Genomic DNA, 26,381 nt, shown 5'->3' with positions numbered 1-26,381 from the left:
AAGCGTTATCATTTTTGATTAAAAATAGTTGATGCGATTTTATTAAAAGAACCAAGTCGCCACAAAAATTGCTGTAATTACACAAATTACATCAACCAATAGCATTGTTCCTAAAGCGTAGCGGGTATTTTTTATATTAACAGAACCAAAGTAAACTGCAATAACATAAAAAGTACTTTCGGCACTACATTGAAAAATACTGCTCAATCTTCCTGTCAAAGAATCTGCGCCAAAAGTATTCATCGAATCAATCAAAAATCCTCTTGATCCAGCCGAACTAAAAGGTCTAAGCATTGCAACCGGAAGTGCGTCAGTGATTTGCTTATTTACACCCATATTCGAAAAGACAAAAGCAATTCCGTCACTGATAATTTCAAATAAGCCACTATTTCTAAATAATGAAATAGCAACTAGCATTCCTAAAACATAGGGAAAAATGGTAACTCCTGTTTTAACTCCATTATTTGCTCCAACTACAAAAGCATCAAAAACGGTGGTGTCTGCGTCTGTAAATTTCTTTTCGTGTATAAATGAAAAAATTAACGTAGAAACAATAATTCCAATTAAGATCAGTCCTGAAAGATTAGAAGTGAAATAGTTTTTCCCGATTAAGTCTAAATGGTTTACATACATCAATAAACCAACTATAGCAGCGATTAACACCATTAGTGCAATAACCAACGAAGCACTTTTGAAATTGATTTTCTGTTTGATTCCAACAATTAAAAAAGCCGCAATAGTACCAATAAACGAAGTGATAATACATGGCAGCATAACATCGGCCGGGTTACTTGCGTTTGCGGCAGCACGATAGCCAATAATAGATGTTGCAATTAAGGTCAAACCAGAAGCATGCAGACACATAAACATAATTTGTGCGTCACTGGCTTTGTCTTTTTCGGGATTTATTTCCTGTAAACTTTCCATTGCTTTAAGTCCAAACGGAGTTGCAGCTGAATCTAATCCTAAGAAATTTGCAGCAAAGTTCAAGGTCATATAAGAAATCGAAGGGTGATTTTTTGGGATGCTCGGAAACACTTTTACAAAAACCGGACTTAAGACTTTGGCTAATTTCCCTGATACTCCAGAGATAATTAAAAGTTCCATTAATCCGCAGAAAAAGGCTAAATAGGCAATAAGCGGCAAAATTAAATCGAGCAAAGTCGTTTTACAGGTTGGTAATAAACCATCAGATTTTTGAACACCGCTATAAATTTTTACTGTTTTGTTTTTATAAACGTAAGTCGTATCAGGGTTAAGCGTATCACGATTGATAATCATCGTCTGATCTGGTGCTTTTTTTATACTGTCTTTGATGAAAGCGGGAAGCTGCTCAGCATATTTTTCTGAAATAAGAATCGGGTCGTCTTTTTTTCCATTCAAAACATAATCAATGGTGTAAGTATTGGCAGTAAACAAACTGATCATTATAAAGATAATCGACGAAATAAAAATAGTTAACCAAAATCTACTTAATACCATAACGCTGTTTTTTTTGTAAATGTAATTATTTAACCATAAAATGCATAAAGATTTTAGATGCGAAACGAGAAGAATTTATTAGAAATGACACTGTTTTAGTAAAAATTCAATTTATTCAATAACAATTTTGGCTTCCAGATAATTTTCAAAAGCTTTAATACCCTCAAACAGAATTGCTTTTTTGTGGTTTTCGGTTTCATGAAAAAATTGTGTTTCTATTTTGACATGATCTTTTTTGATTGTTCTTTTCCAGGTTCCGATGACTTTACTGTTTTTGAGAATAATTGGCTTGAAGATACCATTATTAGTAAAAGCTTTAGACTGATGTTCTAGTAAAATAGACGCTTCGCGGGTTTTATACGAAATTAAAATCTCATCAAACGCAGGAAGAAAATGGACGCTTTCGCGGAAGTTATTTTCAATTGATAAATTATTTCCAAACCAAAATATTTGATTATCAATTGTAATAGAATTTAATTGCAATTCAATTGCATTAATAATTGTTTGCAAACTGTCGGCGAAAAACCTGACCACCAAGAAAAGTCGAGAAGCGTAGCTGGGCCGTGGCTTTCGAAATATTTTTGAGCCAGTTTTGCAAGACCTTCTTCTTTAGTTAATTTGGTTTTTGGTTTCAAAACTCTTTCCTCAAGTAAGGCATAAGTTATTTGCTTGCCTTTCATTCTTCCGTTGCAGACCAAGCCGTCAAGTTCAGCATTCATCATAATCGCGGCACTTAAAAAATCATCACTGGAAGTTTTTTTGATGTTGAGTTCCTGCATGATTTCATCACGTGTCAAATGATTGTTTCCTGCCAAAAGTTTTTCGATTTTAGTATTTGTCTGATCCAGTTTTTTAGCGTCAAAACCGTATTTTTTTGCAGCAGAAGCCGTAAATCTTTTGACTTGAGGCGCTGAAACATCCAACATCCAATAAATGTCATCAGCAGAAACAAAATGCCAGGTTGGACGCAGGATATGTGTTCTGATGATTTGTGCCGAATTTATAGTTTCTTCGATTTTCTTTTCAGAAGCATCACATCTCGATCCAATTGCCCATTTTGCCATTGCATAATCCTGTGCCTGCATGGCGCCAAGATGCTTAACAATTTCTTGTGGAGATGTTTGGCTTGTTTTATATAGTTTTTGAGAAACAAGTCTATGATGTGATATTTCCTGATGTGTCATTCGTTAAAATATTTAAACCATATAAGTTCATTAAGCCTTTGCACCTCAAAAAAACTTTCTATCAAATCACATAAGTGATTTAAGTTCATTAAACTCTGTACCTCTGTACCTGTGCAACTTTGAACCTTTGCACCTTTGCACCTTCAAAAAAACTATACATGAATGATCTCTTCATCAATCAATAAATCTTCTCGGCGTAAACGCAAGAAAACCTGGGCAACTGCGATTGTATCTTTTTCGCAATACGTTACAATTCGGTCAATGTCTTTTTCTACATAAAAAACATGTCCCACCTGACTCCCGTCAATATCACCTTTTGGAGAAGGAATACCGAGAATTTTAGTCAATAATTTTAGAGATGTAAAGTGCTTGTAATCGCCAAATTTCCACAATTCTAAAGTATCTAAATGTGCTATTTCCCAAGGTTTTTTCCCAAATAAATTCAATTTGTCCGGAATTGCAATTTGATTAATAATCATTCTTCTCGCCATAAACGGAATATCAAATTCTTTTGCATTATGTCCACACAAAAGATGTTGTGGCTGATTGAAATGATTGTTCAGTAAATTATTGAAATCTTTTAGAATTTTCTTTTCATCGCCAAAGAACGATGTTACCCTAAAATTTCGGATATCGCCTTTAATCGTAAAATAACCGACCGAAATACATACAATCTTCCCAAACTCGGCCCAAATACCGGCGCGATCGTAAAATTCTTCGGGAGTAAAATCATCTTTTCGCTGATATTGCGTTTTATGATCCCAAAGTGATTGCATCTCTGCATCAAGAGAATTGAAATTTTCTTCTTCCGGAACGGTTTCTATATCGAGGAAAAGAATGTTATTAAGGTTTATTTTTTCAATCATTTTTCAGATTTCTTAGATTCTAGATTATTAGACTTTTAAATTAAGTTTTCTTGAGTCTTATACAAATATGGATAAAATTCTTACGATTAAAAAAATAATCAGAATAAACTTTGTTGTGTACTTGGGTTTTCATGTTCGATTAACCATTTTTTGCGAGACAATCCGCCAGCGTATCCGGTTAAGGAACCATTTGTACCAATAACGCGATGACATGGAACAACAATCCATAACGGGTTTTTACCATTTGCCGATGCAACTGCACGAATCGCTTTTACGTCGCCTAGTTTTTTGGTTTGATCCATGTAGCTTACCGTTTTTCCGTATGGAATTTCTAATAGTGATTTCCATACTTTTTGTTGAAATTCGGTTCCTTTTGGATTTAGTTTTAAGTCAAAGTCGGTTCTTTTTCCTTCGAAGTATTCTTGCAACTGCAAAACAGCATCTTTTAAAACTTCAGGAATTTTATTTGAAACTTCATTTGTGCCTACATCAGAAACAGAAATTATAGCAATGCCATTCTCGTCTCCAATAATTTTGGTGATTCCTAAAGGTGAATTAATGTAGACTGTTTCCATAGTTTATGGTTTAACCGCAAAGAGCGTAATCCTGATAAGCAAAGTTCGCGAAGATTTTGTTTTAAACCATATAAGTTATGTGGGTAAATTTAAGTTTTTTCACTTAACCTATTGTCACCCTGAGTGAAGTCGAAGGTGTTCCTGTTGGATCGGGTTTCTCCCGAAGCTTCGGGATCGTTCAACCTGGCATTAAAGCTTAGTAATTTTCTATCTTAAATTGGTAGTTCAAAATATTTTGGATTTTTTCACTTGAAATTATCTTCTTGATATTTGATTTTTCGGAGCTGAATTTGGGTAACGAAAAATTCATTTCAATTGCCTTTTTTGTATAATAGTCTTCGCGAGTTGGATGAAAAGGCGCAACGGCATTAAAAACTTCGTTCCATTTTGATTGATCGATGATTTCTTCGATTATTTTGATACAGTCATTTTGATGAATCAAATTGACTGGCGCATCAGGGTTTTCTAAATTTTCTTTTCCGGCTAAAAACTTTACCGGATGACGATCTTCGCCAATTAATCCTCCAAAACGAAGAATTGTAGTTTCGAAATTTTTGTTTTTTTGTAAAAGATCTTCCGCTAAAAGCAATTGTTTTCCGCTTTCAGTTTCAGGATTTGGAATGGTTGCTTCTGTAATTAGATCATTTTCATTTCCATAAACCGCAGTTGAACTTACAAAAAGTACTTTTTTTATGGTTGACTTTTCTATAAACGGAATTAGAGTTGCTATTTTTTCAACAAAAAGTTTTCGTGTCGGATCATCATTTTTTCCTCGTAGTTTGGGTGGAATATCAATAATGAGAATTTCACTTTCACCTAAAAAGTTATTAATGCTTTCAGAAACACTTTCGCTTTCGAGCGTAACCAAAAAAGGATTTATTTTGGCATTTTCTAAAATAGTAATTTTACTTTCAGAAGTTGTTGAGCCGTTTATCGAATTTCCTTTTGCAATTAATTTTTTTGCTAAAGGAAAGCCCAGCCAACCACAGCCTAAAATACTAATTTGTGTCATTTTTGTATTTTAAGGAGTTTTAATAACCGGTTTTAAACTGTCTTTTGCAATGGCAGTGCTATCTTTTACCATTGTTGTAGGTGCAAGAGTAGTTACTGGCGCTGTATATCTTTTTATTTTTTGCTGAATTACTACAGCATCATTTAAAACAAAAGGAGTTGGCATCATCCAATCGCTTCTAGGTTTTACTTTTAGTAATGGATTTGTCATTAAATCGAATGAGCTTTCCAGTAAATCCATATCAAAAACTGAAGATTTGTTGATGTAAAATTCCATTACCAGAGGTTCGTTGCCCACTACATAATAGCATAAGATTTTCATGCCTTCTCGGTCTAAACGATTTCCTTTTTGTCCGGAAGTTGAAACTCCATTGGCTTTGAAATTGAAGAAATTCATTTTTGGATTAGCATATATATCATAACGGTTTACCTTTCGGTTTGGTGTAATTTTTATTTTTAGATATCTATTATTACCCACAACACTGTCTTTTAGAAAAGCTATTGTTGGTTTTGGAACATTTACAACCGGCGCAATTGCACTGTAGGTAAAGCCAGAATTGTATTTGCTTGATATTGGCAGTGCATTTAAACCCACCGCTTTTTGATTTTTTTCTCCTAAATACGATTTAGTCCAATCGTCTAAGTTTACATCATAAGTAGTCCAAACTGCTGAATTTGTATTGGCATTGTAAACATATAGTAAGCTGTTTGATTTTGCTTCTCCATGTTCATAGCCAGAGTGATAACCGGCATATACAAAAAAGCCAATCGAAACGGCAAAAAAGAACATAGTCCAGGCTCCTTTTTTAATAAATGGACCAAAGATGGGTAAAACTAACCCAAAAAGTAATACAGTAAGAATGGCGCTTCCGTAAAGAATTTTCAAACCAAGACCAACTGGAAACATTACAATAAATGGAGCAATAATTACTAAGGCCGGAATGCTAAATAATAGGTTTAGGCCTAAACTATAATGTTGTGTGAGAACAAAAACACCAAATAAGATTACTCCAAAATAAACAGGAATAATTAAGAAACCTGCGCCAGTTAAGCTATTTGCAAGGAATGCATTAATAATAATCCAAAGTAACAATGGCGCAACAAAATGGTTCATTGTTGTTTTTGCTTCAGAAAAATGATGATAGAATGCAAAGCAAATTGCGATACTTAATGTTACAAAAGCACCAATGTAAGCATGACCATTGTACGTAAATCCGTTTAATAAATCTGAATATTGTGGGTAAATCTGTAAAAGAATTTTCCATCCTAAAAAGGTTACTAATCCTGCAATTATTATAGATCCTAACAATGGAACAAATCCTTTAAAGATTTCTCTAAATGTGATAACACGTTTGGCTTTTCCAATAAAAATAAAAAGCACCAATAGTCCTAAAGCGATTATTGTCATTGGTATTACCCACGAAAACGGATAACTAATAAATGAAAAGGGAACAGTGAAATAAACGTCGTCTTCTGTTGAATTTGTAGCATTCAAATCAGTATTGGATAAATATTTCAACAAAGGCATCAAATAAGTTCCTTGATGCGCAAGTGTAGTTTTATTTAAATGCTGAACGTCGTCTTGTTGAGTGTGATAATTATAATGACCGTCTATAAAGGCAAAATTGAATCCCTGAATGTTTCCCTGCTCTCTAAAAACAGTAAGATCAGTGTCGTTTGGAAGCATTTTGTAGATACTGTACATTAATGAATTTGAAACAGGATAAGTTGCTTTTGCATTCGAAAATTCTTTTACAAGAGCTTCATTTCCTTTGTTTGTTTCCATCAGCATATAGCTTGGACCTGATGAACCTCTGGCTTCAAAATTTAGAACTAAACCAACGTCTTTGGCCCAAGGATGTTGATTGACAAATAGTGCGGCGCCATTTAGACCTAATTCTTCGGCATCAGAAAAAAGAATGATAATATCATTTTTATGTGGCTGTTTGGCATATAAAAAAGCACGAATTCCTTCGAGGATTGTAGCAACTCCAGACGCATCGTCGCTAGCGCCTTTAGAAAATGAGTGCGGTGCGCTGTCATAATGTGAAAGCAGTAAAAGTGCTTTTGTATTATTGGTACCTTTTATACGAGCTAAAATATTTTTAGATTTTACCAAAAGACCTTTGTCGTTAAGAGTAAAGCCTTCCTGAACAGACGCTTCTAATCCAATTCTATTAAGTTCAAGCTTTAGATAATTTGCAACTAACTCATGATTGGTTGAGCCAACATAATGCGGTTTTTGAGCAATAATTTCGACTTGATTTAGAGCTCTTTCAGTCGAGAATTCGGCTAGAGCTTCTTCATTTTTCGAAATTATTTGTGGCATCATAGTAGCATAAATAATAGCAAGAATGGCTAAAATGCATACAATGGCTAGAATTGAGGTCTGGTTTTTTTTCATGGCAATTAAATACTAAATTTCTTTTTTAACAAGCATAAAATAATCGTTGTCTAAGGATCTATACCCCTGATCGTACAAGAAATAGTAAGTATTTCCTGTTTTGGTTTGTAAAACATTGGTAAAGAAATCGAAATCAAAACCTTTGTTGATCATTTTATCCCGTGTTGCTTTTGATTTTCCGTCGGAATTTAGTTCGGTCAAAATTCGGTAATTTTTTCTTAATTTGTTGTTTACATTGCGCATGAAATTAGTGCTATCTTTATTTATTTTGTTATTGTAGGCATTTCGACAACTGTCTGAGCAAAACTTTTTGTCTTCACGGCCTACAATTTTCTCTGAGCATTCGAGGCATGTTTTCATAAAACAGGATTAATTTATAGTAAATCAGTTTTTTTGTTTTTTAGTATTAGCTGATTGATTTCGTAAATTAGAACTTCAACTTTTTTAATGTCGCAATCGGTTAAAACAAGATCTTTAAATCCATTCTCGGTATTAATTCTTAGTTCATCAGACTTTGAAGGAACATTTAAGCCGAAAGTAACCTCAATAATTTTATTCAAAAAAGACAAATGACGTATTAATTCGAGATTCGAAATACTTTCAATTTCAAATCTTCCATTATCTTTTCTATAATCAGTATTATTAATTACAACACAATCATTTTCAACGTAGATTTCAAACAAAGGGCTTTTTCTAATTACTGCCATTATTGATTATCTAACGGTTTTATTGTTCGGTTTTTTTAATTTCATATAGATCATGTCGTCTGTCTTTTAAGATTCTAACACTTCCGTGTTCGTGAAGTTGTTTTAATAAATTCAAATCGACATCGACAATCAAGGTCATTTCGGTATTTGGAGTTGCTTCGGCCTTTATACCATTACTCGGAAAAGCAAAATCAGACGGCGTAAATACTGAAGCCTGAGCATATTGAATATCCATATTGTTTACTTTTGGTAAATTACCCACACAACCTGCAATAGCAACATAACATTCGTTTTCGATTGCACGCGCTTGCGAACAATGTTTTACTCGTGTATAAGCATTTTGCGTATCAGTTAAAAACGGTACAAATAAAATATTCATTCCTTCGTTTGCCAAAATTCTTGAAAGCTCTGGAAACTCCACATCATAACAAATCAAAATCCCAATTTTGCCACAATCGGTATCAAAGGTTTTAAATTGAGATCCGCCTTTCATTCCCCAATGCTGTACTTCGTTTGGTGTAACGTGAATTTTCGTATACATCTCTGACATTCCGTCTCTTTTGCATAAGAATCCAACATTATACAAATTGCCATTATCTAAATAAGGCATACTTCCGGTAATAATATTGATGTTGTATGAAATGGCAAATTCCTGAAAACGCTTTCTAATAGGATCAGAGTATCGGGCAAGTTCGCGTATGGCTTCAGCTTCAGATAAATGATTGTAATCTGCCATAAGCGGAGCAATGAAAAGTTCTGGAAATAGTGCAAAATCGCATCCGTAACCAGAAACAACATCAATAAAAAATTCTGCTTGTTCAAAAAACTCTTCCAGATTGTTTAACGGACGCATTTGCCATTGTACAAGACCCAGACGAATCACACTTTTCTCGAGGTTAATAAGTTTTGGACTTTCGTCGTAGTAAACATTATTCCATTCTAAGAGAACCGCAAATTCTTTAGATTCTTCATCGCCTTCTAAGTAATTTTTAATAATTCGGAGTACGTGAAAATCATTGCTAAGCTGAAAAGAAAGTACAGGATCGTGCAATTCCTTGTGTTTTACTTTTTCAATATAATTCTTGGGAGTTAATTTTTTTGAATATTGGGCATAATTCGGAATTCTGCCTGCAAAAACAATTGCTTTTAAGTTCAATTGTTCACAAAGTTCTTTTCGGGCATCATATAGACGACGGCCTAAACGTAAACCACGATAATTGGGATGAATAAAAACATCAATTCCGTATAAAATTTCGGCATCTTTATTATGGGTAGAAAAAGTATAATCGCCAACGATCTGTTTGTAATTATGTCTTTTATCAACTAGTTTTTCATCAACAATTAATGACAGCGCAGATCCAACAACTTTTCCGTCAGCGAGAATGACAAGTTGACCTTCGGGAAAAATAGAAAGTAATCTCTTGATATCTTCAGGTTTCCAGTATGAATTTGCCATTTCCGGATACGATTCAACCATTGAATCTTTCAACTGTTTGTAATCGTCAAATTCCAAATTTCGCAACTCAACTTTATTGATTTTTGTCTGCATATCGTAAGATTTATCTCAAATATACAAATTTAAATTCCATTTACAAACGTTTACAAATAATTACAACCGATAGTAAATAGTTGATAACCGAATATTTATTGGAGTTCATAAGATCTTTGCCTTGTTGAATTCGAATAATGAATTCTTTTATATGAACATTTAAATAATATACGCCATGAATGCAATGAAAAACAGAGTACAATTAATTGGTAACGTAGGACAAGACCCGGAAATTAAAACTTTAGAAAACGGTAAAAAGCTTGCACATTTAACGATCGCAACAAACGATTCATATAAGAATGATAAAGGCGAAAAAATAGAACAAACCGAATGGCATCGACTTACGGCCTGGGGAAAAACTGCCGAAATTATCGAAAAGTATGTCGTAAAAGGTAAAGAAGTTGCCATTGACGGAAAATTGACTCACAGAACTTACGACGACAAAAATGGTGAGAAAAGATTTATTACGGAGGTTGTAATCAATGAGATTTTATTATTGAAGTAAACTACCAAACCCTGCAGGTTTTTAAAACCTGTAGGGTTTAATTTTTAGTAAATACAATTATAAAATTGATGCTCCATTAATATCAGTTGTGAGCACTTCGCTCATATAGTCAAAAAAGGGTCTCATATTTTTGAATGTCTCTAACGCTTGTTCTAAAAAAAGCGGACTTAATACTTCGTCATCAGTAAATCGTTTGATGACCAAAAACTGTTTGTAACGAAGTAAATCGATGGCTTCATGATTTACATCAAAACCTTTTGGTGCTGTTTTTAATTGCTCGCCTTGTAAAGTTCCGAAGTTCGTAACAAAAGATTTCGATTGTAATATCTTTTGCATTGGCTCAGCATCATGTGCAAATTCGTTTCTTATACGCTTTAAATCTGCTGCATTTGGACCCCAAAAGCCACCGCCAAAAAAACTGTTTCCTTGTTCCAGATGAAAATAATAACCGCCACGTCTTTCTTTCGTTGCACGTGTATAGCTGCCTCCCCAAAAAGTCTTAAAAGGAGTTTTGTCCTTAGAAAAACGAATGTCACGATAAATTCGATAAACACTTTTTTTTCCTGAAGTTGTCTTCAGAACATCTGTTTTGGATAGTTCATGAAGTAAGGCTCCTGCAAAAGTTTCAATATGATTGAGTTCGATTAAGTACTTTGGTTTATTGGTTTCAAACCAGGGTTTGTTGTTGTTTTCTTTGAGCTGATGTAAAAAATCAAGACTCGATTTGGGTATGATGATGTTGTTTTCCATAATTAATTTTTGAGTCTCTTTAAAAACCAAAAGAGGACTGCAATTTAAACAAAAAACCCACCAAATTTCTTGGTGGGTTTTGTATATATTAGTTAAGCAGTTTTTTTGAATAAATCAAACATAGGACAACGCGAGCAACGTTTCTTCTCGCTTTTTTTATATTTCTCACAGCAAGAAGACTTGCAGTTTTCAAGCTTTTTAATTTTATCAAGGATATCTTTGTTCTTCTTTTTCTTTTTATCCTTTTTCTTGTCCTTGTCTTTTTCTTTCTTGCTCAATTTTCCTCAGTATTATAAAACAGAGGCAAATATAATTGAAAAATGTTATTTTTATGTATTCTAAATAAACTTTAACTTTTTTTATTTTGGATTGATAGCGATTGAACTTGTAACTGTTAATTGCTGAATATCACGATCAAACAAGTAAAGCCCGCCTTTATCGTCTCCAATTAAGTTGATTTTATCTAAAATAGATTTTGCGGTAGCTTCTTCTTCAATTTGTTCTGATACGTACCATTGTAAGAAATTATGTGTTGCATAATCTTTTTCTAAAAAGGTAATGTGTACCAATTCATTAATAGACTCTGAAACAAAAATTTCATGGTTATAAAGCGCTTCAAACATTTCTTTAAAAGTAGAATAAGATGTTTTAGGCGATTTTAGATCGGTAATCTGAGCGTGACCTCCGCGTTCGTTTACATACTTTACTAATTTAAGCATGTGTGCACGCTCTTCGTCTGACTGTGTGTACATGAATTGTGCAATTCCTTCTAGTCCGTGTACTTCAGCCCAACAAGCCATAGAAAGGTAAGTTTGCGAAGATTCTGCCTCTATACGTATTTGCTTGTTTAAAGCTGCTTCAATATTTTTTGATAACATAATGGTGTCTTTTTTGTAAAGTTAGAAAAAATATTTCAGAACATTTTTTACAAACCCCTAAAACATATCACATTTGGATTAATTCTCAATAAATTTAAGCTTTTCAAATTTCGCTGGTTTTGAAAATTGAGATTTATTCATAATAGGATTTCCGTTGTCTTCGCGTATATAACCATCTGTAAATTTGCGCATAGTAAATTGTCGTGAAGCGGTGTCATAATAACTTAATATATAGTAATCCTTTAATTTAAGAATGTTTTGCAACGAGACATTTTTATTTATACTTAGAAAGTAGTAAATGTTATCAATCGCCAAGGGTTCTTGCTGTTGATTGCTTACGAATTCGTAATTAGAATTTAGTGTCGAATCAAATGAAACCATTTTGCTTTGAGAATATTGTTGGTTTAACGCGTTGTCAAAATCAAGTAAAGCAGTATAATCATGCGGGACAAGACCAAAATCAGTAAATATTTGTTCCATAAATCCGCCAAATGTTATCAAACTATTGTTTTTATTTTTGAAAACAGAAACTCCCACACTCAAACTCGATAATTGTTTCAGAAATTTACTGGTAGTTTTTAACTCCTGAGGTTTTTCATTGTTAACCTGAAGAAAGAAAGGTGAGTTTTTAAATCGGATCGTGTCATTTTTTGATATCGAAATACTTTTAATTGCCTTTCCGGAATCAAAATCTTTTATATCAAATAAAAATTCTTCTTTGTTTGCTTTGACCTGGAATAGCTTGTTTTCGCTGAAAAATGAATTTGAGGTTCTGGATACTTTTTTAGAAACTGGCTGATCAAAATTTTTCTCAACGATATCTGAGGTTTCTAAATTTAGATCAAAAACCTGTGTTTTTTTTAAATTGTAATCAAAAGTCAAAATAATCCGGTTCTCCAGCACATACATCTTGTTGATACTGGTGGTTTTATCTAAAGGATTAAAATCATTAGATTCCATTTTTTGAATGGGCAAATATCGAAGCAAGGCGCTAAAAGCGAGTTTTTGCCCGCTTTCATTTTGATATAAGAAAGGAGAAAAATCGAACATTTTTATTTCGCATTTTCCATTATTTAATTGATAAAGAAGAAGATGTCCTTCTTTTTTTTCTTTTGCAAGAATGTAAAAATTATTATTCTGATGGAACGTTGTTATAATATACTCGTTGATTTCCGGAAGGTCAAAATTTAAAACTTTAGATGTTTTAGTTTCCAGATAATATTTTACAATTTTTATATTTCTGAAATTTAATGAACTCCAGTATAATATTGGATTGCCGTCTTCGCTTATACTGTATCCTGATAAAATTCGTTTTTCCTTACTTTGTATCGAATCAGTAAATTGATTGGTTAGAAACAACGATTTATTGTATTTTAGAATGTTGACTTTTTTATCGTCAGCAGCAAAAACATAAACTTCATGAGTTTTTACATCTTCGACATTCAAAATCTGTCCGTTTTCTAAAGGATTGTTCAGATTTAATGGATGAGTATTTAATACCGTTTGACTTAACAGTATTGATTTTGAAGTTAAAAGAAAAAATAATAGCAGTCTTTTCATGAGTTATAAGGCACAAATATTATTCCAAATTTAATGAAATAAACCGTACTTAAGTAGAATACTAACTCAGAGAACTAAAAGCATTGATTTTAATAGAAAACAGAATAAAAAAAGCCTTAAAATTATTTTAAGGCTTTTAGTTTTTTACTCTATTAAAGAATTTATTTCACTCTAAAAGTTACTCTTCTTGCTAATCTTCTAGCTTCTTCTGAATCTTTTTGGATAGAAGTATCTGCTCCGTTAGGAATTACATTTAGTCTTGACGATGAAATTCCGGCTTTTTCAAGAATTGTTTTAACGTTATTAGCTCTTAAATTTGATAATTTCTCATTGTACTCTGAGCTTCCAACCTGATCAGCATAACCAAGAATATCAAGTGAAGCTGAAGGTGTTTTTCTTAAATAAGTTAAAATAACATCGATTGCTGCTGTAGAGTTTTCGATTGGAGTAGATTTGTTGAAGTCAAAATAGACGCTATAGTATCTGTCATTGATCATATCTTTAACGATATCACGATCAGTTACTGCAGGATTAATTATTGCTTTTTCTACAATTACTTCTTTAGTTACAGGAATATTATTTAATGCATTTTGTAAGCCTGCAATTTTGTTTTCTAATGCAGCAACATCAGCATTTTGAGAAATCACAGTCCAGTCAGCATGTTTGGTATTTTTACCTAAATAAACATTCAAACCAATCGTACCATTAAAAACTAATCCAGAGAATCCTCTGTTTTCTGGCATATAAGCACCATCAAAAGTATGATCCTGAGATGCGTTTAAAATAGTAGAGAAATCTCCGGTTAAAGCAATTCTGTTTGATAATCTTATTTGCCCGGTCAGACCAGCAATAAAGTTACCTGCCCAGTCTTTACCTCTAAAATTATCACTTGTTAATGTACCAACACCAAAACCGGCATGTCCTAATAAACCAAAAGTATTTGTCCAGGTTTCAAAATTCATAATGCGGCCTAGGTTTGCAACTCCTTGTAAGTCTAATCTTTGATATTTTGAATCAAAATTGATGGATTTATCTCCGTTAGTGAAACTGTTGTATCCGTAATCAAGTTTCAAACCAAATTTGTTGTTTAACATATAACGAACTCCAATTTCGCCAACCCAAGGGCTTGGAGTATCTGTAGAATAATCTGTAGATAATGGTCGCTGCACTTTAGTAAAACCACCGCCTAATTCTATAGACCATTTATTGTAGTTTGTTGCACTTTCTTCTGTTTGCGCATTTGCATAAGTTAAAGACAAAGCAAACGCCAAAGTCATAACAATTTTTTTCATTGTAATTTGAGTTTTAAATTTTCCCCAAACCAACAACTAATCGAAACATTTGTTATCCCTTAAAAGGTAAAAATACAACAGAATAAGGTAAATTTTATAAGATAAAATTTACAAATTTATTAAATTCTGAAAGCAATCTACAAATTGACCAACATGCAATCCGTCCATTAAACCGTGATGAACATGCACAGACATTGCAATGGTTCTTTTTCCGGTTTCTGAAATAATCATCTTTCCGAAAGAGATTTTTGGACAACTATCCGGGAAAGTATAACTTCTTGCGTGCGAAAGCGATGTGAAATTCAACCACGGAATTGCCGAAAAGTGAATTACATTGTCATCATCAAAAGAACGTGTAAAAAGTCCTGTTGTGTTTTGAATGCGTTCGATTTCAGCTAAAGCCGTTTGTTCAAAGATTCTAAAATCAGGATTGTATTCAATTAACGAAAATCCAAAAGTTCCGTCCTCACGGCCAATTGTAGCCGAGGCATCAACACGATCGTTAATGTAAATCTGGTCTTCGGAAATACGATATTTAAAATTCTCAATTGTATTTATGGCAACTAATGTTTTGTGCAAGTAATAAATAAAGAACGATGCTTTAAGGCTTTTTGCAGTTTGATAGGCTTTGGTGCAATCGATCTCAACTGTGGCGCCAAAAAAAGGTTCTTCCATTTGCTTAAAAAACAAAAAATGCTCTTTTCTATTCCAGTTTTCTAAATCTAAAAGTGTTTTCATTATGATAAGTTCTGAAGTACTTCGGTAATTGTATCGAATGAACTAAAATGTTCATGTTCTATTTTGTGATTGATTTTTTCGTGTTCCCAGGTTGTGTGAAACGGAATATGCACGGCATAACCACCAATTCCTAAAACCGGTAAAACATCAGATTTTAATGAGTTACCAATCATTAAAAACTCATGAGCTTTAATGTCTAAACGACCCAATAATTTCTGATAATCGATTTCTTGTTTGTCTGACATTACTTCAATATGATGAAAATAATGACCCAAACCTGAACGGTGTAATTTACTATGCTGATCTTTTAGATCGCCTTTTGTGGCAACGACAAGTTTGTATTTTCCGTGCAGCGCTTGCAAAGTAGCTTCAACTCCGTCTAGAAGTTCAATTGGTTTTTCGAGTAATTCTTTTCCGTATTGAATGATTTTTTCGATAACCTCAATCGGGATTGTATTGTTCGAAATGTTCATTGCCGCTTCAATCATCGACAAAATATAACCTTTAATTCCGTATCCGTATAAAGGCAGATTTGCAATTTCGATTTTAAATAATTCCTGCGAAATGCCTTGATGCGAAAGGTAATCTTCCATCAGAGCACAAAATTTATGTTCAGTTTCCTGAAAGTATGGTTCGTTTACAAACAAAGTATCATCAGCATCAAATGCGATTACTTTTAAATTTGGTATTTTGCTTTTATGTAACATAATAAAGATGTTGTTTTTTGTTTAAGGTTTTCTTTGTTTCAGGTTTTTTGCCACAGATTAAAATGATTTCAAAGATTTTAAATAAATCTGCTTAATCTGCCAAATCTGCGAGAGAAATTTTCGCCACGAATTGCACGAATTATTTCAGCCGTAACTTAAAGTGATTTCAAAGATTTTTTAAACAAATCTGTTGAATCTGCTTAAATCTGTAAAATCTGCGTGAAACTTTTTCGATAGCAAATAAAAAATAAACCCGCGTCAATCCGTTTAAATCTGTGTCATCCATATGCCAATTCTCAATCATTAATTCTTAGAAAACAGCTTTTTTAAAGAAATTGTTTTATCGTAAAAAGTAATTCTGATTCCGAAAAGTAGAATAATACCACCAAAAATCATCTGTAAAGTTATTTGTTCTTCTAAAAACAACCAAGCCAATATAGATGTAATTACCGCCTGACTCAATAAACTCAGCGAAACTCTTGTCGCGCGCATGTGTTGCGTGGCGTAACTAATCGAAAGCCAAGCGCAAAGCTGGCAAATAACTGCCTGAAGTACGAGTATAAACCAACCAGTGTCTGTGAATCCGGTAAAAGGTTCGTTTAGCGCATAACAGAGAATTCCTAAATAGATACTCGAAGTTAGTAAACTGATGGTCATAAATGATAAAACATCAACTTCTGAAAGTACATTTTTACTCACCAAAAGATAAATCGAATATAGAATTCCGGACAGAACGGCGAACAAAAAGGCCTGATTAAAATTCAATTCCATAAAAAAACTGAAACCAACTAAAGTAATCATTCCAAATAAAGCAACAACGGTTCCGATCCAGAAGTTAGTGGCAGGTCTTGCTTTCAAGAACAAAAAAGAACCAATTCCGACCCAAAGCGGCGATAAATTCGTTAACAATGAAGCCTGAGTCGCACTTGAATCCTGAATGGCGATATTCCAAACAGCAACATCTGATGAAAATAAAACACCGCAAAGTGCTGCCAAAAGAACGAATTTTGTTTTTGGAAGTTTAAAGCTTTTTGTAACAATTACATAGGGCAGAAGTACAATTACAGCAAAAAACATTCTATAAAAAGCCGAAATTAATCCCGGTGCTAATTTCAATTTTACTAATATCGGAAAGATAGAAATACAAAGTATTCCGCCAATTAAGGCTAATCTCGGTTTGGTAATTTTCATTATTTATGCATTTTCTAATCTAAAATATTTAATCGAAAGTAGATTTTTGCGAAGGTCTCAATTTTTTCTTGAATACGAATCAAGTTGAGGATTTTTGTACGGTTTGTAAAAGTAAAACGCGTGAATTGATTATCAATTTCACGCGTTTCAAAGTTTGTTTAAACTAAAATGACTTTACTGCAAGCTTTTTCGATTTGTTTATCCGAAAAAGGTTCAAGCGCTTTTGCCAGCATTTTACTGGTTTTGATACAGCCAATCATTTTTGTTCGAAGATCGAGATCGTTGCCCATTTCGGTTTCCAGAAATGCCTCGAAAATTTCGGTCAGATAATTGGGTTGTTCTCTGAATTCTCCATCTAACCAAAGATTAGAAAGGAAGTTTGCCACGGATGGCATTACATCGTGATGTGATGGTTTTTGATTTTCTTTTGTCATATACGAAAATATTAAACACACGAAACTCTCGCTTTAGATGTGACAAAATATCCTTACAGATAGATTTTCCCGAGTTTCCATAGGGTCATCATGACGAGAGTTCGTTTATTTTAACTTTTATTAAAGTTCCAATATTGTATGTAAGGTTTTTTGTCAATACAAACTTACAATTATAAACCTATATAGAAGTAAAAACATGAGAAATTTCTCATGTTTTTATGTTTCGCATTTCATAAAAAATGCTATTTATTTTACTTTTCTGTTTTTAATATCCTGACGGTTATCCCAAAATGAGACTATTTCAATTTGATTTCCGTTTATTTCATAGAATATCAGATAAACTTTCATAGAAATAACGCGAGTGATTTTATTTGACGCAAGTCTTCCAATCATTTCTGAATTTGACAATGTATCTAACAAATCTTCGACCTCGTTTAGCAGTTTTAAGCTGTAAGTTGGACTTTCATTTTTAGTGAAATAATACTCAAGAACATTTTGTAGTTGAAGTTTAGCCAAAGAAGACCAAACTATTTCTTTTTTAGCCATTCTCTCATTTCTGAAATTACTTCTTCATTTTTATGAAAATTTCCGTTTTTGATTTCCATACGACTACTTTCGATTGTCATTTTTTGGTCATTAGACAATTCATAAAGTTCTTGTTCAGATGAATCAAAAATAGTTTGAAGTGCATTTAGAAAATTTAAATCCTTAGAATCTTTGATTCTCGATATTAAATTCTTTTTTATTTGTGCAGTCAAGTCCATAATGTTTCTTTATATACTCAAAATTAAAGATTTATTCTCAGATTGTATAAAATGATTGTAATTTTTTGCACAATGGAGTTTAAATAAAGAAAGTTATCTGTCAGATTCTAAACAGATAACTTTCTTTTTATTGTTATTTATCTAAATAAATTTAGTTTACTGTTTCACCATTTGGCGCATCAGCATCTGGATTGATAAAAACCAATTTACCTTCGGCATTAGTTGTCATTAAAATCATTCCTTGACTTTCAACTCCGCGTAAAGCTCTTGGTGCTAAGTTTGCTAAAACTGATACACGTTTTCCAATGATTTCTTCTGGTGTAAAGCTTTCGGCAATTCCCGAAACGATCGTGCGAACGTCAATTCCTGTATCAACTTTAAGAACCAAAAGTTTGTTGGCTTTAGGCATTTTTTCTGCTTCCAAAATAGTTCCCACACGAATGTCCATTTTCGCGAAATCTTCAAACTGAATTAAATCTTTTTGAGGTTCCGGCTGTTTGCTTTCGGCAAGATTAGCAGTTTTTGTAGCTTCCAATTTATCTATTTGTTTTTGTATTTCTTCGTCTTCGATTTTTGCAAAAAGCAATTCAGCTTCACCAATTTGGTGGCCTTCCGGAATCAATTCTGAATTTTCAGTAACATCATTCCATTTCAATTTGCCTTCGTTTTTCAGGATTCTTGACAATTTAGCCGCAGTAAAAGGCAAGAACGGTTCAGCAAGAATACTCAACGCAGCCGCGATTTGCAACGCAACATACATTTGAGTTTTTACTCTTTCCGGATTGTCTTTCATTACTTTCCAAGGTTCTTCGTCAGCAAGATATTTATTTCCTAAACGAGCCACATTCATTAATTCTCCAAGTGCTTCACGGAATCTGTAACGCTCAACCGAACTTGAAATCACAGCTGGATACGCTTTTAATTCTGCTAAAGTATTTTCGTCAACCTCAGATAATTCATTTGGCGTCGGAATAAATCCGTCGTAATATTTGTTGGTCAAAACCACAACACGGTTAATAAAATTCCCGAAAATAGCAACCAATTCGTTGTTGTTTCTTGCCTGGAAATCTTTCCATGTAAAATCGTTATCTTTAGTTTCAGGAGCATTTGAAGTTAATGCATAACGCAAAACGTCTTGTTTCTCCGGAAATTCTTCTAAATATTCGTGCAGCCAAACCGCCCAGTTTTTAGAAGTCGAAAGTTTATTTCCTTCCAAATTCAAAAACTCATTTGCAGGAACATTGTCCGGCAAAATATAGCTTCCTTCGGCTTTTAGCATCGCCGGAAAAATAATACAATGAAAAACAATATTGTCTTTCCCAATAAAGTGAACCAGTTTCGTGTCTTCATCTTTCCAGTATGGTTCCCAATCTTTTCCTTCGCGGGCAGCCCATTCTTTAGTAGATGAAATATATCCGATCGGTGCATCAAACCAAACATATAATTTTTTTCCTTCAGCACCTTCAACCGGAACATCAATTCCCCAATCAAGGTCACGCGTCACAGCACGAGGCTCAAGTCCGCCGTCAACCCAAGATTTAACTTGTCCGTAAACATTCGGTTTCCAGTCGTTTTTATGTCCAACAAGAATCCATTCAGTCAAGAATTCAGTATAACGGTCAAGAGGTAAAAACCAGTGTTTAGTCGATTTCAATATCGGAGTTTCTCCGGTAATTGTCGATTTTGGGTTTATTAAATCCGTCGCATTTAGAGTCGATCCGCAATTTTCGCACTGATCTCCGTAAGCTCCGTCATTGCCGCATTTAGGGCAAGTTCCTACTACAAAACGGTCTGCGAGAAACTGATCTGCTTTTGCATCATACAATTGCTCTGTTGTTTCTTCAATAAAATCGCCTTTATCATACAATGTTCTAAAGAATTCCTGAGCTGTATCGTGATGAATCTTAGCCGAAGTACGGGAATAATTATCAAACGAAATTCCGAAATCATTGAATGATTTTCTAATAATTCCGTCATATTTATCAATAACTTCTTGTGGCGTAATTCCTTCTTTTTTGGCTTTCATCGAAATTGCAACGCCATGTTCATCACTTCCGCAAATAAACGCAACGTCTTTTCCTTGCAAACGTAAATATCTCGAATAAATATCTGCAGGCACGTAAACCCCCGCCAAATGCCCAATATGTATAGGTCCGTTGGTGTAAGGCAATGCCGCCGTAATAGTATATCTCTTAGGATTCTGTATCATAACTCAATTTTATTGAGTGCAAAAATAAGCAATAGAATTGAGAATTTGTTATTTCACGGAGATTCGCTAAGGTTTTCGCTGAGTTTTTTAATCCCGCAAAGGCGCAGAGGCGCAAAGTTTTTTAAGTAAATGCCACAGATTAAAGGATTAAAATGATTTTTAAATTAAAATCTGCATAATCTGCATAATCTGCGTGAAACAAAACCTTTGCGAATCTTTGCGTTTTTCTCCGCGAATCTCCGCGGTAAAATCCCATAAAATAGAACCAGTTTAAACTAGCATTCAAAACAAAATCTTAAAAAAATATTTCGCAATCTTTGTTCTAGAAAAAAAACAAAAACAAGTTATGAGCAAGACAAAATTAATCATCAATAAAAACGGATCAATAAAAATAGAAGGCGATTTTGAAATTATGGATTCTGAAGGAACAGTTTACGGACTTCAAGGAAGATCTGCATTAGGACTTTGCCGTTGTGGATTATCTGCCAACAAACCTTTTTGCGATGGAGGACATAGAAATAATTTCGAACACGATTCTGTTGCGTTTGATTTACCGCCAATGAAAACTAACTAAGAAAATCTGTTTTCTGGTTTTGAGTATAAAAAAAAGCTGCATTATTTAATGCAGCTTTTTCGTTTTTTAGTCAAATTTTTCTTTAATATACTATACAGTCTTTAGTTTTTAAATAGAAACCTTGACTTTCTGTTTTTTTAAATTTTCCTGTTGAATCTATAGAAACTATGAATGATTCTTTCGACTCTGGGCAACTTTTGTATTTCATTACCTTTAAGTTATAACCATTTTTCGTTTTAATATATCCATTACCTTTTTGATTATTTGAATCTATCGCGTAATCATTTATTCGTGCAATTATAAATGCTTCTTGAGGATTGTCGATTTTATTTATAAAAGTGGCTAAATCTGTTTCATTTATGACATAATTCCACTTACCGTTTTGTAAATAAATGATATTATAAGCGCAATATAATGGATGACACCCACCTAAAAAACCACTACAGTCAGTTTTATAATTATATTTCTCTTTTAATTTTTTATTTCCCTTGTATAAAATAGTTTTTGGTGTAATGCCAGAGCAATAATTAATCTCCCAATAGTCATAATTTTTATTAGGGTTAATGTTTTTTAAAAGGTTTTCTATATCTGTCTTATTTGAGTTTAAATATTTGTAATTTAAATCATTACAAGATATTAAAATTAGAAAGATTAAGGGCGCTATTTTTTTTATGAAGGTTTATTAGTTTTATATATAAAGTTCCCCGCGCATTGTTATCGCCGATGAACCACCAACTAAAATATCATTTTGCCGACTCATAACTTCAATTAGTGAAGGTTGATTGAGTTTGACGCCTTGCAGAATTTTATATTCTTTATTCAATTGTGTGTATCTGTTTTTTGTTAGAAAACCAATTAAAGGTCCGGCCGCTGTTCCCGTTGCAGGATCTTCTTCGATTCCGATTATTGGATTGAAAAAACGAGTTTCGACTACATGATCCTGATTTTCATCTGAAATAGAAAAACAATAAAATCCTTCGAATTGATGTTCTTTTGAAATTTCGATCAAAAGTTTACTGTCAGGAACACAATCGTTTAGTAATTGTGTGTTTCTAATAGGAACCATTGTATGTGAAACTTCGGTTTGAACCACAGTTGGAACAAGCATATTAACTTCTAAATCTTCGATTTTTAAACCCAGCGCTATTGCTATTTTATAAGTCGGAATCTGATGTTTAATAATCGCTTGTTTTTGATGCATTTGCACAATAGGATATTGCGTATCAGGATCAAAACTTACTGTTAAAGGGATTGGAGCATTTTTCATGATTACAAAACGATTGTTCTCGTCTTGTTCGTCAAAAATGGGTAGTTTTTTAAGCAAAGCTCCACAAACTGCGCCCAATAAATTGTGTCCGGCACCATCGATTTCAAAACCTATTGGCGTAAACGAACGAACGTTAAGTGCTTTTTGTGCTTTAGAATAATAAACAAAGGAAGTTTCAGAATAGCCAAATTCTTTAGAGATATTTTGATACGTTTCGAGATCTAAATTGCCGTCGGTAAAAACCACAGAAAGCGGATTTCCTTTGTAACTTTCGTTTGAGAATACATCTAAAACGTAATATTCTAATGCTGTTCTTTCTCTCATTCCTTTTTCTTTTAGCGTTTAACGGAATAAAGTTACAGTTTATAAAAGATCAAAGCAACAACCTTTACAACATTCGTTTTCCTTCAGCGCTAAACTTTATTGCTTTTTCCAATCTCGCAATTCTGGTTTTTTCTTGTTTGGCGCTCATAATTACGTGAATTATTACTTTTTTGTAAGATGGTGCCTGATTGTTGAAATATTCCCAAGCTATTTTATTAGCCTTAAATTGCTTTTCGAGTTCAGGATCGAGAACATACGCTTCATTTTCATGCGAGTAAATTTTAGATCTTTCTTCAGATCTGAATTCGAAAGCTTTTATTCCCATTTCTTTCATTAATCCGGCTTTTGTGAGTACTTCAATTTTTTTGATGTTGATCGCACTCCAAATACTCGATTTTTTTCTGGGTGTAAATCTGATCGTATAACTTTCTTCATCAATCGATTTTCGAATGCCATCGATCCAGCCAAAACAAAGCGCCTGATCTACAGATTCTGACCAGGACATTGATGGTTTTTTGCTGTTCACTTTATAGAAACCTACCAAAAGTTCAGTTTCGTTTTGGTGATGCTTTTCTAACCATTCTCTAAATTTTTCTTGGGTTGGGAAGAAGGTTGGGGTCATTTTGGATTATTTAAGCATTTCTACAAATCTACGATGGTTCTTAAAACTAATAAAAATATAATAAATCCAAGAAAGTAAAATTGTACTTTGTTGACTTTTTGATTTCCAAACTTCTTGACCAAAAAACGATCAATTAAGATAACGACTAAAACTGGAATCAAACAAAATAAAACATAAATTCCCATTAATTTGTCTGGTGCCGAATATCCATTTATTAAAATAACGGCATAAATTATTCCTCCTAAAATAGATAGAATCCCAAAAACAAAAAACAATGTCCAATTTTTTAGAAACTTATTCATTAATTTGATTGTTTGCTTGTTTTGAAAGTTTCTTAATCAACAATGAGGAAATTATCGATATTATAAATACTAAACCCAGTTCGTAAAAAGCGTCTAATCCCGTTATTTTTAAAGACATAATTGTGATAAGCAAGATCGAAAAAAAGACATTTATCCAGGCAATTAGAACGAGCGAAAAGATTTTAAACTTCATTTTTACGCTTTTTATAAAGGAAATCACTATTACAATTAGTCCTAAAGCTATTGATGTCCAGCAAGTTTTTATAAAAATAATTAAGGTTTCTAAACCATGTAACCAACCGGGAGATTCAAAAAAGTAAATGAAGAACATTATGATACTCCATATATTGGTTAGTAATAAAGAAGTAATCAAGCTTTTGTATATTGTTTCTTTCATTGCGTTATTTTTTCTTTTTATTGGTTGTCACAATCAAAACTCCGGCTTCGCCATAAGTGCCAAAAATGTTAATTCCTTTTTGTTTGTCGATTGGAATAATTGAGATTATTTCGTTTTTTGATAACGGAAGTTTTTCTTTTTCTAAATCCTGAAAACGAAATGGAATTCCGTCCACAACAACAATCGGTTGGTCTGTAACGATTTTATTGACAGCCAGTTTTGTAATTGTATCTGAAAGATAAAGTTTTTCTGTTCCTTCATCTTTTAATTCGTAACGGTTTTGTGAATACATTGAGAAAGAGAGAAGTGAAACAATTGTGATAATTAGGGTTTTCATGGGGTTGGTTTTTAAATTTATTGAGGAGGATAGTGCGAATTTGTACTATCGGCTTAATCTTCTAGAATTTCTTCTTTTTTTAATTTTGAAACTTTTACGATTTGTTCGCAAAGACTCACAAATTCGGATAGACCTCTTTGCTGTGTATCTGATTTAGGTGCCCAAAAACGATAACTTTTATTTTTTCCTTTTGAACCAAATTGTATTTCCCAGGTACTTCCGTCGTCACCATCTAGATAGGCTTTGTTAATGTCAATTTTATCCAGAGAGATTGCTACATCTGCAATTTTTTTAAAAGTTTTAAGATCAATAGTTGCAAATTTCTCTATTTTGCTATAGTCCCATTTAGGATTATTATTCATAGGTCTGCTTTCTATAAAAATTAGTGCACTATCACTATTGGGCATCCTTGTAATGTTGATTTTTACTTCATTGAATGGAATTCTACGACTATTTAAATAGGTAAAATTAATTTCATCTATTTTAGTAGGTGTTTGTAAATCTTTTTTTTGACAGCTTAATAAGATTATTGCTATTATGGCTAAAAATGAATGCTTTTTAATCATGAGTTAAGAGTTATATTTAGCTAAAATACTCTTTTTTATACTTCAAAATAATCTCATAAAATGAAATCTTCTTATATATACGAGTTCGCGTTAGGGATAGCAGCGAATAGCCCAACCCGCCGGGAAACGCCCAAAAAATAGTCTTGTATATTGATCGTGAAATTTTGTAATTCTTTCTAACTATTAGTTTTTTATCTTTGTAAACGAAATTAAAGAGAAGTAATCATGGCAAAAGGACCCGAAAAAAACACCAAAAACAAGGCTTTGCATACCAAGTTGCTCAATAGAAAAAAGGCTAAACTTCAAGCCGAAAAAAAAGCACAAGCATTGCGCCTGAAAGCTTTGGTTACGAAAATGAATGAAAAAAAGAAAAATGATGAATCTGATACTATATAAATCAGATTGTATTTCTTTTCTGTTTTAATTTAACTGAAATTTGCAAATCAATCCCAAAACAAAAACAAAATGGAGGAATTCGGTAGAATAATAGTTTCTGAAACGGCAATGAATAGTGAAAACCTTCATGATGTCATTCATTCAAATATTTCGGTAATCAACTTAATGCGCGAGGAAGGTGTTGATGACGAATTTATTCACGAAGATGCTTTAATGAGTTATTATCTTGATTATTACTGGTCGCAGTATGCTGAAGGAAATTTTGCTCAGTTTGTATACAAATCGGGTTGGAATAAAGAACTAAACGAACTTATTGAAGAAGGTTTGGCATTAATTGGTGCCGAAAAACACTTGGAATTATTTCAACAACAAAGCAAAAAAGTAAAGCTGATGAGCAGCGTAAAGCTGAATAAATTTGTAAGCGGAAAACTGGAAGGTGTAAATCCGGTTAGAGATTCTTTGAGTAACGATACTTTCTACGAATTAGATGAAAATTTAATTACGCTAAATGCTAATTTTCTAAAAAACCACCCCGATTTCGAGGCACTTTCAGTAGATGATATGTTTGCTGCTTTGGAAGAATATGTGGGGCATGAGATTAAGCGAGCTTAGTTTTTTAGGTTCAGAGAGGCATAGGGACAAAGGGGCAAAGTTTTTTTTCTCTTCGCAAATTGTTGGATGGATTAAAATCCATCGTTACAAATGAATTGTTCTTCCGGAACGTGAGTAGAAAAGAGCCTTAGGCTCGGTTTATATTGTAGGGACGGATTTTAATCCGTTCCCAATGAAT

32 protein-coding genes are annotated in these 26,381 nt (G+C 33.1%); 4 read left to right on the top strand and 28 right to left on the bottom strand.

Annotation, left to right across the window (positions count from 1 at the left end):
• Window positions 1-42: 42 nt before the first annotated feature.
• From ACHRVZ_RS07605 to ACHRVZ_RS07560, 10 genes are all read right to left on the bottom strand, one after another.
• Window positions 43-1,482, bottom strand: a complete 1,440-nt coding sequence (locus ACHRVZ_RS07605; protein ID WP_395421676.1) for a nucleoside recognition domain-containing protein — start codon at window positions 1,480-1,482, stop codon at window positions 43-45.
• Window positions 1,483-1,593: 111 nt separating this feature from the next.
• Window positions 1,594-1,992: a DNA glycosylase AlkZ-like family protein gene (locus tag ACHRVZ_RS07600; RefSeq protein WP_395421675.1), complete on the bottom strand. Its 399-nt coding sequence runs from the start codon at window positions 1,990-1,992 to the stop codon at window positions 1,594-1,596.
• Window positions 1,956-2,666, bottom strand: coding sequence for a winged helix DNA-binding domain-containing protein (locus ACHRVZ_RS07595; protein WP_395421674.1), 711 nt, complete (start codon window positions 2,664-2,666; stop codon window positions 1,956-1,958). The genes ACHRVZ_RS07600 and ACHRVZ_RS07595 overlap by 37 nt, the downstream gene beginning before the upstream one ends.
• 152 nt (window positions 2,667-2,818) lie before the next feature.
• Window positions 2,819-3,532, bottom strand: a complete 714-nt coding sequence (locus ACHRVZ_RS07590; RefSeq protein WP_395421673.1) for a 3'-5' exonuclease — start codon at window positions 3,530-3,532, stop codon at window positions 2,819-2,821.
• A gap of 98 nt (window positions 3,533-3,630) precedes the next feature.
• Window positions 3,631-4,107 carry a methylated-DNA--[protein]-cysteine S-methyltransferase gene (locus tag ACHRVZ_RS07585; RefSeq protein ID WP_395421672.1) on the bottom strand — a complete coding sequence of 159 codons (477 nt, stop codon included), beginning with the start codon at window positions 4,105-4,107 and terminating at the stop codon, window positions 3,631-3,633.
• Between the two features lie 196 nt (window positions 4,108-4,303).
• Window positions 4,304-5,119 (bottom strand): SDR family NAD(P)-dependent oxidoreductase, encoded by an 816-nt coding sequence (locus ACHRVZ_RS07580; protein WP_395421671.1) that lies wholly within the window; start codon window positions 5,117-5,119, stop codon window positions 4,304-4,306.
• A 9-nt stretch (window positions 5,120-5,128) separates the two neighbouring features.
• Window positions 5,129-7,522, bottom strand: a complete 2,394-nt coding sequence (locus ACHRVZ_RS07575; protein WP_395421669.1) for a M28 family peptidase — start codon at window positions 7,520-7,522, stop codon at window positions 5,129-5,131.
• A gap of 12 nt (window positions 7,523-7,534) precedes the next feature.
• Window positions 7,535-7,882, bottom strand: coding sequence for a hypothetical protein (locus tag ACHRVZ_RS07570; protein ID WP_041520351.1), 348 nt, complete (start codon window positions 7,880-7,882; stop codon window positions 7,535-7,537).
• A 14-nt stretch (window positions 7,883-7,896) separates the two neighbouring features.
• Window positions 7,897-8,229: a hypothetical protein gene (locus tag ACHRVZ_RS07565; RefSeq protein WP_395421668.1), complete on the bottom strand. Its 333-nt coding sequence runs from the start codon at window positions 8,227-8,229 to the stop codon at window positions 7,897-7,899.
• Window positions 8,230-8,248: 19 nt separating this feature from the next.
• Window positions 8,249-9,778, bottom strand: coding sequence for a GNAT family N-acetyltransferase (locus tag ACHRVZ_RS07560; RefSeq protein ID WP_395421667.1), 1,530 nt, complete (start codon window positions 9,776-9,778; stop codon window positions 8,249-8,251).
• Between the two features lie 175 nt (window positions 9,779-9,953).
• Here ACHRVZ_RS07560 and ACHRVZ_RS07555 point away from each other — a divergent pair, with 175 nt between their 5' ends.
• Entirely contained in the window at window positions 9,954-10,283 is a 330-nt protein-coding gene (locus ACHRVZ_RS07555) for a single-stranded DNA-binding protein (RefSeq protein ID WP_395421665.1), read from the top strand.
• Between the two features lie 57 nt (window positions 10,284-10,340).
• Here the strand turns inward: ACHRVZ_RS07555 and ACHRVZ_RS07550 are convergent, their stop codons facing one another.
• The 12 genes from ACHRVZ_RS07550 to metG all read right to left on the bottom strand — a co-directional run bounded on the left by ACHRVZ_RS07550 (window position 10,341) and on the right by metG (window position 20,806).
• On the bottom strand, window positions 10,341-11,033 hold the full coding sequence (locus ACHRVZ_RS07550) for a DUF2461 domain-containing protein (RefSeq protein ID WP_395421664.1): 693 nt from the start codon (window positions 11,031-11,033) through the stop codon (window positions 10,341-10,343).
• Between the two features lie 92 nt (window positions 11,034-11,125).
• Window positions 11,126-11,311 carry a hypothetical protein gene (locus tag ACHRVZ_RS07545; protein WP_395421663.1) on the bottom strand — a complete coding sequence of 62 codons (186 nt, stop codon included), beginning with the start codon at window positions 11,309-11,311 and terminating at the stop codon, window positions 11,126-11,128.
• A gap of 81 nt (window positions 11,312-11,392) precedes the next feature.
• A complete protein-coding gene (locus tag ACHRVZ_RS07540) occupies window positions 11,393-11,911 on the bottom strand; it encodes a ferritin (protein WP_395421662.1) in 519 nt (172 codons plus the stop codon).
• Window positions 11,912-11,989: 78 nt separating this feature from the next.
• Complete coding sequence (locus tag ACHRVZ_RS07535; protein WP_395421661.1) at window positions 11,990-13,471, bottom strand: hypothetical protein; 1,482 nt, start codon at window positions 13,469-13,471, stop codon at window positions 11,990-11,992.
• Window positions 13,472-13,632: 161 nt separating this feature from the next.
• Window positions 13,633-14,763, bottom strand: a complete 1,131-nt coding sequence (locus ACHRVZ_RS07530) for an OmpA family protein (protein WP_395421659.1) — start codon at window positions 14,761-14,763, stop codon at window positions 13,633-13,635.
• Between the two features lie 108 nt (window positions 14,764-14,871).
• Window positions 14,872-15,501, bottom strand: a complete 630-nt coding sequence (locus ACHRVZ_RS07525; RefSeq protein WP_395421658.1) for a CatA-like O-acetyltransferase — start codon at window positions 15,499-15,501, stop codon at window positions 14,872-14,874.
• Window positions 15,501-16,208, bottom strand: a complete 708-nt coding sequence (locus ACHRVZ_RS07520; RefSeq protein ID WP_395421657.1) for an HAD family hydrolase — start codon at window positions 16,206-16,208, stop codon at window positions 15,501-15,503. Before ACHRVZ_RS07520 ends, ACHRVZ_RS07525 begins: the two co-directional genes overlap by 1 nt.
• 303 nt (window positions 16,209-16,511) lie before the next feature.
• A complete protein-coding gene (locus ACHRVZ_RS07515) occupies window positions 16,512-17,399 on the bottom strand; it encodes a DMT family transporter (RefSeq protein WP_395421655.1) in 888 nt (295 codons plus the stop codon).
• 158 nt (window positions 17,400-17,557) lie between these two features.
• Window positions 17,558-17,833, bottom strand: a complete 276-nt coding sequence (locus ACHRVZ_RS07510; protein WP_395421654.1) for a hypothetical protein — start codon at window positions 17,831-17,833, stop codon at window positions 17,558-17,560.
• 246 nt (window positions 17,834-18,079) lie between these two features.
• Entirely contained in the window at window positions 18,080-18,379 is a 300-nt protein-coding gene (locus ACHRVZ_RS07505; RefSeq protein ID WP_395421652.1) for a type II toxin-antitoxin system RelE/ParE family toxin, read from the bottom strand.
• On the bottom strand, window positions 18,361-18,597 hold the full coding sequence (locus ACHRVZ_RS07500; RefSeq protein ID WP_395421651.1) for a hypothetical protein: 237 nt from the start codon (window positions 18,595-18,597) through the stop codon (window positions 18,361-18,363). Before ACHRVZ_RS07500 ends, ACHRVZ_RS07505 begins: the two co-directional genes overlap by 19 nt.
• 151 nt (window positions 18,598-18,748) lie before the next feature.
• A complete protein-coding gene (metG, locus tag ACHRVZ_RS07495; protein ID WP_395421650.1) occupies window positions 18,749-20,806 on the bottom strand; it encodes a methionine--tRNA ligase in 2,058 nt (685 codons plus the stop codon).
• Window positions 20,807-21,152: 346 nt separating this feature from the next.
• On the opposite strand from metG, the gene ACHRVZ_RS07490 reads away from it, so the two are divergent.
• Window positions 21,153-21,380, top strand: a complete 228-nt coding sequence (locus ACHRVZ_RS07490) for a CDGSH iron-sulfur domain-containing protein (RefSeq protein ID WP_026984188.1) — start codon at window positions 21,153-21,155, stop codon at window positions 21,378-21,380.
• A gap of 688 nt (window positions 21,381-22,068) precedes the next feature.
• Here the strand turns inward: ACHRVZ_RS07490 and ACHRVZ_RS07485 are convergent.
• From ACHRVZ_RS07485 to ACHRVZ_RS07460, 6 genes are all read right to left on the bottom strand, one after another.
• Window positions 22,069-22,971: a PhzF family phenazine biosynthesis protein gene (locus ACHRVZ_RS07485; RefSeq protein ID WP_395421648.1), complete on the bottom strand. Its 903-nt coding sequence runs from the start codon at window positions 22,969-22,971 to the stop codon at window positions 22,069-22,071.
• 64 nt (window positions 22,972-23,035) lie between these two features.
• Window positions 23,036-23,593: a YdeI family protein gene (locus tag ACHRVZ_RS07480; protein ID WP_395421646.1), complete on the bottom strand. Its 558-nt coding sequence runs from the start codon at window positions 23,591-23,593 to the stop codon at window positions 23,036-23,038.
• Window positions 23,594-23,613: 20 nt separating this feature from the next.
• Window positions 23,614-23,895 carry a hypothetical protein gene (locus ACHRVZ_RS07475; RefSeq protein WP_395421645.1) on the bottom strand — a complete coding sequence of 94 codons (282 nt, stop codon included), beginning with the start codon at window positions 23,893-23,895 and terminating at the stop codon, window positions 23,614-23,616.
• Window positions 23,888-24,292, bottom strand: coding sequence for a hypothetical protein (locus tag ACHRVZ_RS07470; RefSeq protein WP_395421644.1), 405 nt, complete (start codon window positions 24,290-24,292; stop codon window positions 23,888-23,890). The genes ACHRVZ_RS07475 and ACHRVZ_RS07470 overlap by 8 nt, the downstream gene beginning before the upstream one ends.
• Before the next feature lie 4 nt (window positions 24,293-24,296).
• Complete coding sequence (locus ACHRVZ_RS07465) at window positions 24,297-24,629, bottom strand: hypothetical protein (RefSeq protein ID WP_395421643.1); 333 nt, start codon at window positions 24,627-24,629, stop codon at window positions 24,297-24,299.
• Window positions 24,630-24,682: 53 nt separating this feature from the next.
• Window positions 24,683-25,195 carry a hypothetical protein gene (locus tag ACHRVZ_RS07460; protein ID WP_395421641.1) on the bottom strand — a complete coding sequence of 171 codons (513 nt, stop codon included), beginning with the start codon at window positions 25,193-25,195 and terminating at the stop codon, window positions 24,683-24,685.
• A 225-nt stretch (window positions 25,196-25,420) separates the two neighbouring features.
• On the opposite strand from ACHRVZ_RS07460, the gene ACHRVZ_RS07455 reads away from it, so the two are divergent.
• Entirely contained in the window at window positions 25,421-25,591 is a 171-nt protein-coding gene (locus tag ACHRVZ_RS07455; RefSeq protein WP_395421640.1) for a hypothetical protein, read from the top strand.
• A 69-nt stretch (window positions 25,592-25,660) separates the two neighbouring features.
• Complete coding sequence (locus tag ACHRVZ_RS07450) at window positions 25,661-26,203, top strand: hypothetical protein (protein ID WP_395421638.1); 543 nt, start codon at window positions 25,661-25,663, stop codon at window positions 26,201-26,203.
• The last annotated feature ends 178 nt before the right edge of the window (window positions 26,204-26,381 follow it).

The sequence above is a fragment of the Flavobacterium sp. FlaQc-57 genome (genome assembly GCF_044007395.1).
Lineage (GTDB): Bacteria > Bacteroidota > Bacteroidia > Flavobacteriales > Flavobacteriaceae > Flavobacterium.
Note: the sequence above shows the minus strand (reverse complement) of the source record. Positions and strands in the feature narration are given on the sequence as shown.

Coding starts and splice junctions, on each gene's coding strand:
- ACHRVZ_RS07490 (WP_026984188.1), top strand. CDS start 21,153: ATGAGCAAGACAAAATTAATCATCAATAAAAACGGATCAATAAAAATA.
- ACHRVZ_RS07555 (WP_395421665.1), top strand. CDS start 9,954: ATGAATGCAATGAAAAACAGAGTACAATTAATTGGTAACGTAGGACAA.
- ACHRVZ_RS07470 (WP_395421644.1), bottom strand. CDS start 24,292: ATGAAAGAAACAATATACAAAAGCTTGATTACTTCTTTATTACTAACC.
- ACHRVZ_RS07605 (WP_395421676.1), bottom strand. CDS start 1,482: ATGGTATTAAGTAGATTTTGGTTAACTATTTTTATTTCGTCGATTATC.
- ACHRVZ_RS07500 (WP_395421651.1), bottom strand. CDS start 18,597: ATGGACTTGACTGCACAAATAAAAAAGAATTTAATATCGAGAATCAAA.
- ACHRVZ_RS07535 (WP_395421661.1), bottom strand. CDS start 13,471: ATGAAAAGACTGCTATTATTTTTTCTTTTAACTTCAAAATCAATACTG.
- ACHRVZ_RS07595 (WP_395421674.1), bottom strand. CDS start 2,666: ATGACACATCAGGAAATATCACATCATAGACTTGTTTCTCAAAAACTA.
- metG (WP_395421650.1), bottom strand. CDS start 20,806: ATGATACAGAATCCTAAGAGATATACTATTACGGCGGCATTGCCTTAC.
- ACHRVZ_RS07460 (WP_395421641.1), bottom strand. CDS start 25,195: ATGATTAAAAAGCATTCATTTTTAGCCATAATAGCAATAATCTTATTA.
- ACHRVZ_RS07520 (WP_395421657.1), bottom strand. CDS start 16,208: ATGTTACATAAAAGCAAAATACCAAATTTAAAAGTAATCGCATTTGAT.
- ACHRVZ_RS07585 (WP_395421672.1), bottom strand. CDS start 4,107: ATGGAAACAGTCTACATTAATTCACCTTTAGGAATCACCAAAATTATT.
- ACHRVZ_RS07525 (WP_395421658.1), bottom strand. CDS start 15,501: ATGAAAACACTTTTAGATTTAGAAAACTGGAATAGAAAAGAGCATTTT.
- ACHRVZ_RS07480 (WP_395421646.1), bottom strand. CDS start 23,593: ATGACCCCAACCTTCTTCCCAACCCAAGAAAAATTTAGAGAATGGTTA.
- ACHRVZ_RS07560 (WP_395421667.1), bottom strand. CDS start 9,778: ATGCAGACAAAAATCAATAAAGTTGAGTTGCGAAATTTGGAATTTGAC.
- ACHRVZ_RS07475 (WP_395421645.1), bottom strand. CDS start 23,895: ATGAATAAGTTTCTAAAAAATTGGACATTGTTTTTTGTTTTTGGGATT.
- ACHRVZ_RS07540 (WP_395421662.1), bottom strand. CDS start 11,911: ATGTTATCAAAAAATATTGAAGCAGCTTTAAACAAGCAAATACGTATA.
- ACHRVZ_RS07530 (WP_395421659.1), bottom strand. CDS start 14,763: ATGAAAAAAATTGTTATGACTTTGGCGTTTGCTTTGTCTTTAACTTAT.
- ACHRVZ_RS07515 (WP_395421655.1), bottom strand. CDS start 17,399: ATGAAAATTACCAAACCGAGATTAGCCTTAATTGGCGGAATACTTTGT.
- ACHRVZ_RS07580 (WP_395421671.1), bottom strand. CDS start 5,119: ATGACACAAATTAGTATTTTAGGCTGTGGTTGGCTGGGCTTTCCTTTA.
- ACHRVZ_RS07550 (WP_395421664.1), bottom strand. CDS start 11,033: ATGGAAAACAACATCATCATACCCAAATCGAGTCTTGATTTTTTACAT.
- ACHRVZ_RS07565 (WP_395421668.1), bottom strand. CDS start 8,229: ATGGCAGTAATTAGAAAAAGCCCTTTGTTTGAAATCTACGTTGAAAAT.
- ACHRVZ_RS07485 (WP_395421648.1), bottom strand. CDS start 22,971: ATGAGAGAAAGAACAGCATTAGAATATTACGTTTTAGATGTATTCTCA.
- ACHRVZ_RS07505 (WP_395421652.1), bottom strand. CDS start 18,379: ATGGCTAAAAAAGAAATAGTTTGGTCTTCTTTGGCTAAACTTCAACTA.
- ACHRVZ_RS07465 (WP_395421643.1), bottom strand. CDS start 24,629: ATGAAAACCCTAATTATCACAATTGTTTCACTTCTCTCTTTCTCAATG.
- ACHRVZ_RS07450 (WP_395421638.1), top strand. CDS start 25,661: ATGGAGGAATTCGGTAGAATAATAGTTTCTGAAACGGCAATGAATAGT.
- ACHRVZ_RS07455 (WP_395421640.1), top strand. CDS start 25,421: ATGGCAAAAGGACCCGAAAAAAACACCAAAAACAAGGCTTTGCATACC.
- ACHRVZ_RS07570 (WP_041520351.1), bottom strand. CDS start 7,882: ATGAAAACATGCCTCGAATGCTCAGAGAAAATTGTAGGCCGTGAAGAC.
- ACHRVZ_RS07575 (WP_395421669.1), bottom strand. CDS start 7,522: ATGAAAAAAAACCAGACCTCAATTCTAGCCATTGTATGCATTTTAGCC.
- ACHRVZ_RS07510 (WP_395421654.1), bottom strand. CDS start 17,833: ATGACAAAAGAAAATCAAAAACCATCACATCACGATGTAATGCCATCC.
- ACHRVZ_RS07590 (WP_395421673.1), bottom strand. CDS start 3,532: ATGATTGAAAAAATAAACCTTAATAACATTCTTTTCCTCGATATAGAA.